This window comes from Microbacterium sp. 10L49 (assembly GCF_056395125.1).
In genome coordinates, this window is sequence record NZ_JBFTIW010000001.1 from 471,569 (window position 1) to 485,528 (window position 13,960).

General features: G+C 70.3%; 13 protein-coding genes. All 13 read right to left on the reverse strand.

Going from position 1 to position 13,960, the window contains the following annotated elements:
- Positions 1–52 precede the first annotated feature (52 nt).
- The 13 genes from AC1DCT_RS02305 to rpe all read right to left on the reverse strand — a co-directional run bounded on the left by AC1DCT_RS02305 (position 53) and on the right by rpe (position 13,923).
- Complete coding sequence (locus tag AC1DCT_RS02305; protein ID WP_477427238.1) at positions 53–1,516, reverse strand: glutamate synthase subunit beta; 1,464 nt, start codon at positions 1,514–1,516, stop codon at positions 53–55.
- Positions 1,509–6,026 carry a glutamate synthase large subunit gene (gene gltB / locus AC1DCT_RS02310; RefSeq protein ID WP_477427239.1) on the reverse strand — a complete coding sequence of 1,506 codons (4,518 nt, stop codon included), beginning with the start codon at positions 6,024–6,026 and terminating at the stop codon, positions 1,509–1,511. The genes AC1DCT_RS02305 and gltB overlap by 8 nt, the downstream gene beginning before the upstream one ends.
- Before the next feature lie 169 nt (positions 6,027–6,195).
- Entirely contained in the window at positions 6,196–7,197 is a 1,002-nt protein-coding gene (lgt, locus tag AC1DCT_RS02315; RefSeq protein ID WP_477229088.1) for a prolipoprotein diacylglyceryl transferase, read from the reverse strand.
- A gap of 29 nt (positions 7,198–7,226) precedes the next feature.
- A complete protein-coding gene (trpA, locus tag AC1DCT_RS02320; RefSeq protein ID WP_441975915.1) occupies positions 7,227–8,015 on the reverse strand; it encodes a tryptophan synthase subunit alpha in 789 nt (262 codons plus the stop codon).
- Entirely contained in the window at positions 8,012–9,235 is a 1,224-nt protein-coding gene (trpB, locus tag AC1DCT_RS02325) for a tryptophan synthase subunit beta (protein ID WP_477427241.1), read from the reverse strand. The genes trpA and trpB overlap by 4 nt, the downstream gene beginning before the upstream one ends.
- Entirely contained in the window at positions 9,232–10,008 is a 777-nt protein-coding gene (gene trpC / locus AC1DCT_RS02330; RefSeq protein ID WP_477427742.1) for an indole-3-glycerol phosphate synthase TrpC, read from the reverse strand. Before trpC ends, trpB begins: the two co-directional genes overlap by 4 nt.
- A gap of 2 nt (positions 10,009–10,010) precedes the next feature.
- A complete protein-coding gene (locus AC1DCT_RS02335; protein ID WP_440731764.1) occupies positions 10,011–10,241 on the reverse strand; it encodes a DUF6704 family protein in 231 nt (76 codons plus the stop codon).
- Between the two features lie 94 nt (positions 10,242–10,335).
- A complete protein-coding gene (locus AC1DCT_RS02340) occupies positions 10,336–10,914 on the reverse strand; it encodes a Trp biosynthesis-associated membrane protein (RefSeq protein ID WP_441975964.1) in 579 nt (192 codons plus the stop codon).
- Positions 10,914–11,312, reverse strand: coding sequence for a phosphoribosyl-AMP cyclohydrolase (gene hisI / locus AC1DCT_RS02345; protein ID WP_477427243.1), 399 nt, complete (start codon positions 11,310–11,312; stop codon positions 10,914–10,916). Before hisI ends, AC1DCT_RS02340 begins: the two co-directional genes overlap by 1 nt.
- Positions 11,309–12,070 (reverse strand): imidazole glycerol phosphate synthase subunit HisF, encoded by a 762-nt coding sequence (hisF, locus tag AC1DCT_RS02350; RefSeq protein ID WP_441975919.1) that lies wholly within the window; start codon positions 12,068–12,070, stop codon positions 11,309–11,311. Before hisF ends, hisI begins: the two co-directional genes overlap by 4 nt.
- Positions 12,070–12,912, reverse strand: a complete 843-nt coding sequence (gene hisG, locus AC1DCT_RS02355) for an ATP phosphoribosyltransferase (RefSeq protein ID WP_477427245.1) — start codon at positions 12,910–12,912, stop codon at positions 12,070–12,072. The genes hisF and hisG overlap by 1 nt, the downstream gene beginning before the upstream one ends.
- 55 nt (positions 12,913–12,967) lie before the next feature.
- Complete coding sequence (locus AC1DCT_RS02360) at positions 12,968–13,231, reverse strand: phosphoribosyl-ATP diphosphatase (RefSeq protein ID WP_440731769.1); 264 nt, start codon at positions 13,229–13,231, stop codon at positions 12,968–12,970.
- Positions 13,228–13,923, reverse strand: coding sequence for a ribulose-phosphate 3-epimerase (gene rpe / locus AC1DCT_RS02365; RefSeq protein WP_477427247.1), 696 nt, complete (start codon positions 13,921–13,923; stop codon positions 13,228–13,230). The genes AC1DCT_RS02360 and rpe overlap by 4 nt, the downstream gene beginning before the upstream one ends.
- Positions 13,924–13,960: the final 37 nt, after the last annotated feature.

Here is a 13,960-nt window from a genome sequence, read left to right on the forward strand (position 1 = left end):
TCTCCGATAAGTGTCAGGGGGATGGAATAAGGGCCACGAGGCCGGGGCCAGCCTACGCGGGCTGGACCCCGATCGCGACATCAGACGGGCGGACCGGAGCGGGCAGCACGGTCTGTCCCATGAGGTGCCTGTCCACAGCGGCCGCTGCGGCGCGTCCCTCGGCGATCGCCCACACGATGAGGGACTGGCCTCGTCCGGCGTCGCCGGCGACGAACACGCCCGGGATGGTGGATGCGTAGTCCTCGTCACGCCGGAACGCGCCGCGCTCGGTGCGCTGCGGACCGTCCTCGCCGTACGCCTCGTGCTCGGGGCCGGTGAAGCCCATCGCGATGAGCACCAGATCCGCGGGGATCTCCCGCTCGCTGCCGCTCTTGGGAACGCGACGGCCGTCCACGAACTCGGTCTCGGCGACGCGCAATGCGCGCACCTCGCCCGCCTCGTTGCCGAGGAACTCCACGGTGGAGGCCAGGTACTGCCGCTCCCCGCCCTCCTCGTGCGCCGAGGAGACCTCGAACACGGTCGGCATCATCGGCCAGGGCTGGTGCTCCGGGCGTCCCGACGACGGCTGCCGTCCGATCGCGAGGTTCGTCACGCTGAGCGCGCCCTGACGGTGCGCGGTGCCGATGCAGTCGGCACCGGTGTCGCCGCCGCCGATCACGATCACGTGCTTGCCCTCGGCGGTGATCTGGTTCGACACGGGATCCCCGGCGACGGCCTTGTTCGACTCGACCAGGTACTCCATGGCGAAGTGCACGCCGTCCAGGTCCCGTCCGGGGATCGCGAGCTCGCGCGGCAGGGTCGCCCCGGTCGCGATCACCACGGCGTCGTACCGGGCGCGCAGATCGGCCCAGCTGATGTCGGTGCCGATGTTCACGCCGGCGCGGAACCGCGTGCCCTCCTCGGACATCTGGCGCAGGCGCGCGTCGAGGTGCGACTTCTCCATCTTGAAGTCCGGGATGCCGTAGCGCAGCAGCCCGCCGATGCGGTCGTCGCGCTCGAACACCGCGACGGTGTGCCCTGCACGCGTGAGCTGCTGAGCGGCGGCGAGACCGGCGGGGCCGGATCCGACCACGGCGACGGTCTTGCCCGTGAGCCGTTCCGGCGGCTGCGCCTCGACCCAGCCCGAGGCGAAGGCCTCGTCGATGATCGAGACCTCGATCTGCTTGATCGTGACGGCGGGCTGGTTGATGCCCAGCACGCAGGCGCTCTCGCACGGCGCCGGGCACAGCCGTCCGGTGAACTCCGGGAAGTTGTTCGTCGCGTGCAGGCGGTCGATCGCCGCGCGGCCTTCGCCGCGCCACGTGAGATCGTTCCACTCCGGGATGAGGTTGCCGAGCGGGCAGCCCTGGTGGCAGAACGGCACACCGCAGTCCATGCAGCGGCTCGCCTGGCGGCGGAGCACGGCCGAATCGCCCGGCTCGTACACCTCCTTCCAGTCCATGATGCGGACCGGAACGGGCCGGCGGGCGGGGAGCTCGCGCTCCGTGACGGTCAGAAAGCCCTTGGGGTCAGCCACCGGTCACCTCCAGGATGCGGGTCCAGACGATGGAGCCGTCGGGGTCGATCCCCTCGGCCTCTGCCTCTGCGCGGGTGCGCAGCACGGCGGCGTAGTCCCGCGGCAGGATCTTCGTGAAAGAGGCGGCGAAGTCGTCGTCCGCCAGGATCTCCGCCGCGAGCGGGGATCCGGTGCGCTCCACATGCTGCGACAGCAGCTCGCGCAGCTCCTGCGTGTCCACCTCGTCGAGAGCCAGGAGCTCCAGCTCCCCCGCGCTCAGCGAAAGCGGGTTCACGCGCTCGGTGTGCAGATCGCGCACGTAAGCGATGCCGCCGGACATGCCGGCGCCGAGGTTGCGTCCCGTGCTGCCGAGGATCACGGCGACGCCGCCGGTCATGTACTCGAGCGCGTGGTCGCCCACGCCCTCGGCGACGGCCGTCGCCCCGGAGTTGCGGACCAGGAACCGCTCCCCGACGACGCCGGAGATGTGGATCGTGCCGCTCGTTGCGCCGTAGCCGATCACGTTGCCGGCGATCACGTTGTGCTGCGGCACGAACGTCGCATCGGGATGCGGACGGACCGCGATCTCGCCACCGGAGAGACCCTTTCCGACGTAGTCGTTCGCGTCGCCCTCCAGACAGATCGAGATGCCCCGCGGCAGGAACGCGCCGAGCGACTGCCCGGCAGTGCCGTGCAGGGAGATCCGGATCGTGCCCGCGGGCAGCCCCTCTCCCCCGTGCTGCACGGTGACTTCGTGGCCGAGCATCGTGCCGACGGCGCGCTCGGTGTTGCGGATCGGCAGATCGAAGGAGACCGGCGTGCCCTGAGCGATCGCCTCGCGGGCGGCCTCGAGCAGAGGAGCATCGAAGTGCTTCTCCAGCTCGTGGTCCTGCGCGCGAGCACTGCGACGGGGCTCCCCGGCGGGGAACACAGGACCTTCGAGCACCGGGGCGAGGTCGAGACCGTCCGCCTTCCAGTGCTTGATGGCCGCGTCCGTGCGCAGCAGATCCGCCCGGCCCACGATCTCTTCCAGGCTGCGGAAGCCGAGTGCGGCGAGGTGCTCGCGCACCTCCTCCGCGATGAACTCCATGAAGTTCACGACGAACTCGGGCTTGCCCGTGAACCGCTCGCGCAGCACCGGGTTCTGGGTGGCGACACCGACCGGGCAGGTGTCCAGGTGACACACGCGCATCATGATGCAGCCGCTCACCACGAGCGGCGCCGTGGCGAAGCCGAACTCCTCCGCACCCAGCAGGGCGCCGATGATCACGTCGCGGCCCGTCTTCAGCTGGCCGTCGACCTGCACCACGACGCGGTCGCGCATGCCGTTGAGCATGAGCGTCTGCTGCGTCTCGGCGAGGCCGAGCTCCCACGGGGTGCCCGCGTGCTTGAGCGAGTTCAGCGGGCTCGCGCCCGTGCCACCGTCGTGGCCGGAGACCAGCACGACGTCGCTGAGCGCCTTGGCGACACCGGCAGCGACCGCGCCGATGCCGGACTGGCTGACCAGCTTGGTGTGGATCCGGGCGTTCGGGTTGGCGCGCTTCAGGTCGAAGATGAGCTGCTTGAGATCCTCGATCGAGTAGATGTCGTGGTGCGGCGGGGGCGAGATGAGCCCGACCCCGGGCGTCGCGTGCCGGGTGCGCGCGATCCACGGATACACCTTCTGCGGCGGCAGCTGACCGCCCTCACCGGGCTTGGCACCCTGTGCGAGCTTGATCTGGATGTCGTCGGCCGCCGTGAGGTACTGGCTGGTCACGCCGAAACGGCCGGACGCGACCTGCTTGATCGCGCTGCGGCGCTCCGGGTCGACCAGGCGATCCGGATCCTCACCGCCCTCGCCGGTGTTCGACTTCGCGCCGAGACGGTTCATCGCGATCGCGAGCGTCTCGTGCGCCTCCTGCGAGATGGATCCGTAGCTCATCGCACCGGTGGAGAACCGCTTGACGATGGAGGACACGGGTTCGACCTCGTCGATCGGCACCGGCGGGCGCTCCCCCGTGCGCAGCTCGAACAGGCCGCGCAGGGTCTTCAGCTCCTTGGCCTGGTCGTCCACGAGCTGCGTGTACTCGCGGAAGATGTCGTACCGCCGGGTGCGCGTCGAGTGCTGCAGACGGAACACGGTGTCCGGGTTGAACAGGTGCGGCGAGCCGTCACGGCGCCACTGGTACTCGCCGCCCGTCCAGAGGCGCTCGTGCGCACGCGCCGCGGCGTCCTCGGGGTAGGCGAAGTCGTGGCGCGCCTGGTTCTCGGCGAAGACGTCCTCGATGCCGATGCCGCCGAGCTTGGTCTCGGTGCCGGTGAAGTACGCGTCGACGAGCTCCTGGCTGAGGCCGACCGCCTCGAACACCTGCGCGCCGGCGTACGAGCCGACCGTGGAGATGCCCATCTTGGACATGATCTTGAGCACGCCCTTGCCGAGCGCGTAGATCAGGTTGCGGACGGCCTTCTCCGGCGTGATGCCGGTGATGTAGCCGGTGCGCACGAGGTGCTCCACCGTCTCCATCGCGAGGTAGGGGTTCACCGCGGAGGCGCCGTAACCGATCAGGGTCGCGACGTGGTGCACCTCGCGCACGTCTCCGGCCTCGACGATCAGCCCGACCTTCATCCGGTCCTCACGGCGGATGAGGTGGTGGTGCACCGCGGACAGCATGAGCAGCGACGGGATCGGGACGAGGTCCTTGTTGGAGTCCCGGTCGCTGAGGATGATCAGCTCCGCGCCGTCCTCGATCGCGGCGTCGACCTCGGCGCACATCTCCTCGAGGCGCCGTGCGAGCGCGTGCGGACCCAGATCGAAGTGGTAGAGCCCCTTGATCGTCGCGCTGGAGCGCTCCGGGCGGGCGCGATCGATGTGACGGAGCTTGGCGAGCTCGTCGTTGTCGATGACGGGGAAGTCGAGCACGATCGTGCGTGCGTGGTCGGGTCCCCAGTCCAGCAGGTTGCGCTCCGGCCCGAGACCGAGCGAGAGGCTCGTGACGACCTCTTCGCGGATCGCGTCCAGCGGCGGGTTGGTGACCTGCGCGAACTGCTGCACGAAGTAGTCGAAGAGCAGCCGCGGACGCTCCGAGAGCACCGCGATCGGCGCATCGCTGCCCATGGCGCCGAGCGGTTCGGCGCCGGTCTGCCCCATCGGGGTGAGCAGGATCCGCACCTCTTCCTCGGTGTAGCCGAAGGTGCGCTGACGACGGGTGATCGACGCGACCGGGTGCACGATGTGCTCGCGCTCCGGCAGATCGGCGAGGCGCACGCGTCCCTCATCGAGCCACTCCTGCCACGGGTGCAGGGCGGCGAGGTCGCGCTTGACCTCTTCGTCCTCCACGATGCGGCGCTGGGCGGTGTCGACGACGAACATCGTGCCGGGCTGCAGGCGGCCGCGGCGCTTGATGCGCTCGGGCTCGAACTCCAGGACACCGGTCTCGCTGCCGATCACGACGAGGCCGTCCGTCGTCTCGGTCCAGCGCCCAGGGCGCAGTCCGTTGCGGTCGAGCGTTGCGCCCACGACGGTGCCGTCGGTGAAGATGAGCGCGGCGGGACCGTCCCACGGCTCCATCTGGTTCGCGTGGTACTCGTAGAACGCGCGCAGGTCCGGATCCAGGTCCGTCTGACGCTCCCAGGCAGCCGGCACCATCATCATCACGGAGTGCGGCAGGCTGCGCCCGGTGAGGGTGAGCAGCTCGAGCACCTCGTCGAACGAGGCGGAGTCGCTCGCACCGTCGGTGCAGATCGGCAGCAGCGGGCGGATGTCGCCGAGCAGCTCGGACTCGAGCTGCGACTGGCGGGCGCGCATCCAGTTGCGGTTGCCGCCGACGGTGTTGATCTCGCCGTTGTGCGCGAGCATGCGCAGCGGCTGCGCGAGCGGCCAGGACGGGAAGGTGTTGGTCGAGTACCGGGAGTGCACCACCGCGAGCTCGGAGGCGAAGCGCTCGTCCTGCAGGTCGGGGTAGAACGGCTCCAGCTGCAGAGTCGTGACCATGCCCTTGTAGCCCAGCGTGCGGGCGGACAGCGAGACGAAGTAGGCCCCGAGCTCATGGCCGGCGCGCTTGCGCAGCCTGTAGGCGACCCGGTCCAGCGCGATGCCGGAAAGCGCCTCGGCTCCGCTCGAGGCGGGGCGCGAGACGAACAGCTGCTCGAAGGCGGGGCGGGCCTCGTCGGCGAGCTTGCCGAGGTGCTGGTTCGCGGTGGGCACCTCGCGCCAGCCGAGCACGGTGAGGCCCTCGGCGCGCGCGATCTTCTCGATCCCGGCCTTCTGCTCGCGACGCGACCGCGAGTCGAGCGGGAGGAAGGCGAGCCCGGCGGCGTACTCGCCCACCGGAGGAAGCTCGAACGAGGTGACCGCACGCAGGAACGCGTCCGGCATCTGCGTCAGGATCCCGGCGCCGTCGCCGGTGCCCGCGTCGGAGCCGATCGCGCCGCGGTGCTCCAGGTTGCGCAGCGCCTCGAGGGCGAGCGCGATGATGTCGTGGCCCGGCTCCCCGCGGAGCGTCGCGACCATGGCCAGGCCGCAGGCGTCCTTCTCGAACGCGGGGTTGTACATCCCCTGCTTCGGGGGGTAAGCGCCGGAAGCGCCGTGGGGAGGCTGGAAGTACACCAGTCACCGTCCTCAGATTTCTGATGAACCCGGGGACATCATCGGCCCGCTCGTTCAGTGCGATATTCCCGGTGGACGTACGTCCACCGCAGCGAGGCTCCTGTCGGCGCCGTTCTCAGGGGCGGGAGACGGCGCTCGTGGCGTCCGCCTCCGCGCGATTCTCGTCGGTCTGAGGCTCGCTCAGGTCGACGAAATCATCGGGGTTTTGCGATTCTACCCCAGCGGCGCTCGGCTCCCGACCCGGCTGGTACGGCGAAGGCTCGAAGCCGGGGTGACGGCGAGTCTGCACGAACAGGACGACGATGCCCAGCACGACGCCGAACAGCGCGGCCCAGACGTTCGTGCGCAGCCCGAAGTAGATCTCGCTCGGATCGATGCGGATCGACTCCCAGACCATGCGTCCTGCGCCGTACCAGATCAGGTAGACGGCGAAGAGCTTGCCCCACTGCAGGCGCAGCTTGTGGCCGAGCCAGAGCAGGAACAGGCAGCCCAGAGTGTTCCAGATGACCTCGTACAGGAACGTGGGGTGGAACAGGGTCCCGGGGGCGAGTCCCGCCGGGAAGGCGGAGTTCGTCGACTCGATCTCCAGGCCCCAGGGGAGGTCGGTGGGCAGGCCGAACAGCTCGTGGTTGAACCAGTTGCCGAAGCGGCCGAACGCCTGCGCGAGGATGAGGCCGGGGGCCAGCGCGTCCGCGAAGGCCGAGAAGCGCACTCCGGTCCACTTGCAGCCCAGCCAGGCGCCGATGGCGCCGCCGATGAGCGCGCCGAAGATGGCGATGCCGCCCTCCCAGATGGCCCAGACCGAGCCGGGCTCGAACGGGTTCCAGGTGTTCTTGTCCGGCCCGAAGTAGAAGCCGGGGTGCGTGGCGACGTGGAAGATGCGCGCGCCGATGATGGCGAGCGGCACCGCGATGATGCAGATGTCCACGACGACCCAGCGCTCCGCGCCGCGCTTCGTCAGCCGGTGGTTGGTCAGCAGCGTGGCCACGATGATGCCGGCGATGATGCACAGCGCGTAGAAGTGGATCTGCAGCGGCCCGACCTGGAAGTAGCTGATCGGCGGGCTCGGGATGCTGGCATGCACGCCGATGAGAGCGTTCTGGAGCGCGAAGGGCATGGTCACGAGTCTACGTCGTCAGAGCGCCGTCACCGTGCGAGCGCGGTGCCCGTGGCGAGTTCGCGGGTGACCTCCGCGAGCCGATCCACGCCCCCGTCCCGAAGAGCCCGCACGAGGGCGGTGCCGACGATCGCGCCGTCGGCGTACTCCAGCACGCCCGCGATCTGCTCCGCGGTGGAGATGCCGATGCCCACGCACGCACGACCGGCGCCATGTTCCCTGAGGCGTCCGACGAGCGTGCGGGCGGCCTTGTCCAGCTCGGCCCGCTCCCCCGTGATGCCCATGGTCGAGACGGTGTACACGAAGCCCGTGGAGCTTGCAGCGACCAGGTCGAGGCGGGCGTCGGTGGAGGTGGGCGCGGCCAGGAAGACGCGGTCGAGCCCCGTGCGCTCGCTCGCGGCGATCCACTCGGGTGCCGCCTCGGGAGTGATGTCGGGCGTGATCAGACCTGCACCGCCTGCGGCGAGCAGGTCGTCGGCATAGCGGTCGACGCCGTACTGCAGCACGGGGTTCCAGTAGGTCATGACGACCACGGGGGCGTCCACGGCAGCCGTGATGGCCGCGACCGCCGTGAAGAGATCGCGCATCCGGAAGCCGTTCGCGAGTGCCGCCTGCGTCGCCTCCTGGATGATCGCGCCGTCCATCACGGGATCGCTGTAGGGCGGTCCGAGCTCGATGATGTCCACGCCGTTGCGCGCCAGGGCGATCGCGGCGTCGATGCTGGTCTGCAGGTCGGGGTAGCCGACCGGGAGGTAGCCGATGAAGGCGCCCCGACCGGCGTCATGTGCGCGCTGGATGGCCTCTTCGACGCGGCTCATGCGCCGACTCCGTTCTCTGCAGCGCCCTCGTCGTACAGCCCGAAGTAACGGGCCGCGGTGTCCATGTCCTTGTCGCCGCGTCCGGAGAGGCAGACCGCGAGGATCGCGTCGCGGCCGAGCTCCTTGCCGATCCGCATGGCGCCGGCGAGGGCGTGCGCGGACTCGATCGCGGGGATGATGCCCTCGGTGCGGCTCAGCAGGCGCAGCGCCTGCATGGCCTCGTCGTCGGTCGCGGGGATGTACTCGGCGCGGCCGATCGCGGCGAGCCACGAGTGCTCCGGCCCCACGCCGGGGTAGTCGAGGCCCGCAGAGATCGAGTGCGACTCGATGGTCTGCCCGTCCTCGTCCTGCAGGACGTACGTGCGTGCACCGTGCAGCACCCCAGCGCGACCGCGTTCGATCGAGGCGGCGTGCTTGGGCGTGTCGACGCCGTCGCCGGCCGCCTCCACGCCGTACAGCCGCACGGTCTCGTCATCGAGGAACGCGTCGAACATGCCGATCGCGTTGGAGCCGCCGCCGACGCAGGCGAGCACCGCATCCGGCAGGCGCCCGGCCTCGTCGAGCAGCTGCTGACGAGCCTCCTCGCTGATGATCTTCTGGAAGTCGCGCACCATCGCCGGGAACGGGTGCGGGCCCGCCGCCGTGCCGAAGATGTAGTTGGTGGTCTCGACGGTCGCGACCCAGTCGCGGTACGCGTCGTTGATCGCATCCTTGAGCGTGCGCGATCCCGTGGTGACGGGCACGACCTCCGCGCCGAGCAGGCGCATCCGGGCGACGTTGAGCGCCTGACGCTCGGTGTCGACCTCGCCCATGTAGATCGTGCACTCGAGACCGAACAGCGCGGCGGCGGTCGCCGTGGCGACACCGTGCTGGCCGGCGCCCGTCTCCGCGATCACCCGGGTCTTGCCCAGGCGCTTGGTCAGCAGCGCCTGACCGAGCACGTTGTTGATCTTGTGGGATCCGGTGTGGTTGAGGTCCTCGCGCTTGAGGAAGATCCGCGCGCCGCCGGCGTGCTCGGCGAACCGCGGCACCTCGGTGATCGGCGAGGGACGCCCGGCGTAGGAGTGCAGCAGGGTCGCGAGCTCGGACTGGAATGCCGGATCGGCGATCGCCTCGTGGTACGCCACGGTGAGCTCGTCGATCGCCGCGATGAGCGATTCGGGCATGAAGCGCCCGCCGAAGTCACCGAAGAACGGCCCCGGCTGATCGCGCAGACTCATGATCCGGCCTCCAGGAAAGAATGCAGGGTGGCGACGGGATCGCCGGTGACGAGCGCCTCGCCGATGAGTACCGCGTCGGCACCGGCCGCGCGGTAGTGCGCGACGTCGGCGGGCGTGAGCACGGCGGACTCGGCGATCTTCACGGACGTCGAGGGGATCCGCTCGACCAGCCGGCCGAACAGGTCGCGGTCCAGCTCGAGGGTCTTCAGGTCGCGGGCGTTCACGCCGACGAGGTGCGCACCGAGATCGATCGCGACCTCGAGCTCCTCGGCGGAGTGCGTCTCGACGAGGGGCGTCATGCCCAGCTCGAGGATGAGGGCGTACAGCCGCTCCAGATTCGCGCGGTCCAGGCCCGCCACGATGAGCAGCGCGAGGGACGCACCCGCGGCGCGCGCCTCGAACACCTGGTACGGGGTGGCGATGAAGTCCTTGCGCAGCACGGGGACCTGCACGGCGGCGGTCACGGCCTCGAGATCGGCGAGGCTGCCCCCGAACCGACGTTCCTCCGTGAGCACGCTGATCGCAGACGCCCCGCCCTGCTGGTACAGGGATGCCTGCAGCGCGGGATCCGGGATCTCGGCGAGGGCGCCGCGCGACGGGCTCGCCCGCTTCACCTCGGCGATGATCTTGACCCGGTCCGCGGGCGCCAGCGCGGCGCGTGCGTCGAGGGCGGGGGCGCGATCGAGTGCGGCACGCTCCACGATCGCCAGCGGACGCTCCCGCTCGCGACGGGCGGCGTCCTCGACTGCGCCGGCCGTGAGGTCGGCGAGCACCATTAGTGCGCCTTCGGCTGGTACTTCGGGCCCTTCGCGCCGTATCCGGCCTTGGAGAGCACCCAGCCCACGATCGCGCCGACGACGATCAGCGCGACGCCCACCCAGACCACGACGGGGACGTCGAGGAAGAAGGCGGCGGTGCCCACGCTGAATCCGAGCAGCATGATCACCACGGCGGTCCAGGCCGCAGGCGAGTGTCCGTGGCCGGGATCTGCGATGGGGTTGCTCATGTTCTCCTCCGAGCGTCGGGTGGTGTGGTCAAGTCTATCGGGATCGTGCTTCTCGACGAGGACCGCGGACAGCGCGGGGCGTCGTCGAGGCGGTCTAGCGGGTGGGGTCGGTGCCGCGGCTGAGCTCGTCCCAGCTCTCCACCGCGTCCACCGGTCCGTCGTTCGGCGCCGGGGCGGTGCGATAGCGACGCCCGCCGCTGCGCCACTGCCCCGCGGTGACCAGGGCCAGCCCGCCGCCGAGGAGCAGCAGGATCCAGCCGACGAGCGCAGCCCAGGGCCAAGCGGTCACGGCGATGCCGTCGACGATGGCCTTCAGCGCGGTGTCCCCTGCGAGCCCCGTGGCCTTGGTGAGGGCGGGGCTCACTGCATCCAGCGGATGCTGGAACAGGATGCGCGTGGTCAGCACGAGCAGGAGGGCCCCGACAGCGACCGCGATCGCGGCGAACACGCGTCGCAGCACGGGCCCGACGAGAGCGATGGCTGCACACAGCGCGAGCGCCGTGAGGCTCAGCGGGGCGAGCACGGGCAGCGCCGCGTTGCCGGCGACGTCGAGCGACTCTCCCCCGTCGGCGCGGGTGACGGTCAGCCAGGTCTGCGTCGAGGACAGGACCCCGATCCCGCCCGCGAGCAGGATCAGCAGCAGGCTCGTCGACTTCGCTCGGCGGGCGAGCATCACGCCGTGGCCTTCCCGGCGTCGTCTGCCACAGCCCGGTCCTGCGCCGCGGCGACGACCGGATCCAGATCGCGCCCGTCGAAGCAGGTGCGGGTGCCGGTGTGGCAGGCCACGCCGATCTGGTCGACGAGCAGGAGCACGGTGTCGCCGTCGCAGTCCAGCCGAGCCCCGCGCACGTGCTGCACGTGGCCGGAGGTGTCGCCCTTGCGCCAGTACTGCTGGCGGGAGCGGGACCAGTACGTGGCGCGACCCGTGGTGAGGGTACGGCGCAGCGCCTCCTCGTCGGCCCAGGCCATCATGAGCACCTCGAGGGTGTCCCACTGCTGCACGATCACAGGGACGAGGCCCTGGTCGTCGTAACTCACGTCGGCGAGCCTGGCATCGAGATCCGTGTTCATCGCACCGTCACCCCCGCGGCGTTCAGCGCCGCCTTCACATCGCCGACGGTCAGCTGTCCGGAGTGGAACACGCTCGCGGCGAGCACCGCGTCCGCGCCCGCGGCGATGGCCGGAGCGAAGTCCTCGGCCTTCCCGGCGCCGCCCGAGGCGATGACGGGCACGCTGGAGACCTCGCGCATGAGGCCCACCAGCTCCAGGTCGAACCCGTCCTTGGTGCCGTCGGCGTCGATGGAGTTGACCAGCAGCTCCCCCGCGCCGCGTTCGATGGCCTCGCGGGCCCAGTCGAGGGCGTCCAGGGAGGTCTCGGTGCGCCCGCCGTGCGTGGTCACGGCGAATCCGGACGCCGTGCGCGGACTGCGCTTGATGTCGAGCGAGAGCACCAGCACCTGGGCGCCGAAGCGGTCGGCGATCTCGCCGATCAGAGCCGGACGGGCGATCGCCGCGGAGTTCACCCCGACCTTGTCGGCGCCGACGCCCTGCAGGCGGGCCACGTCGTCGACCGAGCGGACGCCGCCACCGACGGTGAGCGGCACGAAGACCTCTTCGGCGGTGCGGCGCACCACGTCGTAGGTGGTGGCGCGCTCATCGACGGTCGCGGTCACGTCGAGGAAGGTGATCTCGTCGGCGCCCTGCGCGGCATAGTGCCGGGCGAGCTCGACCGGATCGCCCATATCGCGCAGGTTCTCGAAGTTCACGCCCTTGACGACGCGGCCGGCAGCCACATCGAGACACGGGATGACGCGCGCGGTGAGCGACATCAGAGCCTCGCGGCGTGGATCGCGGTGACGAGGATGGCCCGTGCGCCGAGCGCGTAGAGCTGGTCCATCACCTGGTTCATGCCACGGCGCGGGATCATCACCCGCACGGCGACCCAGGCCGGGTCCCGCAGCGGCGACACCGTCGGGGACTCGCGCCCGGGCGCGATCGCGGCCGCCTTCTCGACGAGATCGGCGGGCAGGTCGTAGTCCAGCAGCACGAACCGGTGGGCGACCATGACGCCGCGGAGGCGGCGCAGCAGCTTCTCGGTGCCCTCGGCGTCGCCGGGGCGGCTGATCAGCACCGCTTCGGACTCGATGATCACGGGGCCGAAGATCTCCAGGCCCGCTTGGCGCAGCGTGGTGCCGGTCTCCACGACGTCCGCGATCGCGTCGGCGACCCCCAGACGCACGGCCGATTCGACGGCGCCGTCGAGCGGCACGAGCTCGGCGGTGACGCCGTGCTCCCGCAGGTAGTCGTCGACGAGCCCCGGGTAGGCGGAGGCGACGCGCACGCCGTTGAGGTCCTCCAGCGTCTTGAACCGTCCGGGCGGGGCGGCGAAGCGGAACGTCGAGCGGGCGAAGCCGAGCTGCTCGATCTCACGGGCGTCCGGGCGGCGCACATCGCGCAGCAGGTCACGTCCCGTGATGCCGACGTCCAGCGCGCCCGAGGCGACGTAGGTGGCGATGTCGCGAGGACGGAGGAAGAAGAACTCGACGTCGTTGTCGGCGTCGATCACGTGCAGGGTCTTGGTGTCGCGGCGGCCGGCGTACCCGGCTTCGGCGAGCATCTCGGCGGCGGTCTCGGACAGCGATCCCTTGTTCGGGACGGCAATGCGCAGCATGGGAGGTCTTTCGTTCGAAGCGATCTGTGTGCGAAAGGAGCCCCGTCGGGGCGCCTCACAGATGTCGGTAGACGTTCTCCAGGGTCATTCCCTTGGCCAGCATCAGCACCTGCAGGTGGTACAGCAGCTGGGAGATCTCCTCGGCCGCAGCCTCGTCGCTCTCGTACTCTGCGGCCATCCACACTTCGGCCGCCTCTTCCACGATCTTCTTGCCGATCGTGTGCACGCCCGCGTCGAGCTCGCGCACCGTCCCGGATCCCTCCGGGCGCTCGGCCGCTTTGCGGCTCAGCTCGGCGAACAGTTCGTCGAAGGTCTTCACTCTCCCAGGCTACCGGCTCGTGCGAGACCCCGGAGCCGCGTGACGGCGGCTTCGATGTCGGGGGAGCCGTAGACGGCGGATCCGGCGACGAACGTATCGGCGCCTGCGGCAGCGGCCTGCGCGATCGTCGCATCCGAGATCCCGCCGTCCACCTGCAGCCAGACGTCGGAGCCGCGCCGCTTCGCCTCGTCGGCCAGAGCTCGCAGCTTGGGCATCGTCTCGGGCATGAAGCCCTGCCCGCCGAAGCCGGGCTCCACGGTCATCACGAGAATCTGGTCGAACTCGCCGAGGATGTCGTAGAGCGGTTCCGCCGCCGTGCCCGGCTTGATCGCGACGCCCGCCCTGGCGCCGATGCTGCGCAGGGAGCGTGCGAGGGCGACGGGGTCGGACGCCGCCTCGAGGTGGAAGGTGACGCTCGCTGCGCCCAGTTCCGCATAGCCCGGCGCCCAGCGGTCCGGATCCGTGATCATCAGGTGCACGTCGAGCGGGATCGGGCTCGTCGCCTGGATGCGCTCGACCATCTGCGGTCCGAAGGTGAGGTTGGGCACGAAGTGGTTGTCCATCACATCCACGTGCGCGAAGTCCGCCGTCGCGATGCGGGCGAGATCCGCCTGCATGTTCACGAAGTCGGCGGCGAGGATCGAGGGATTGATCCGGGGGGCTGCGGGCAGTTCGGCGCGGGATGCGGGCATGCGCCCATTATCCCGGTGCCCGCCGCCGCGATCGTAC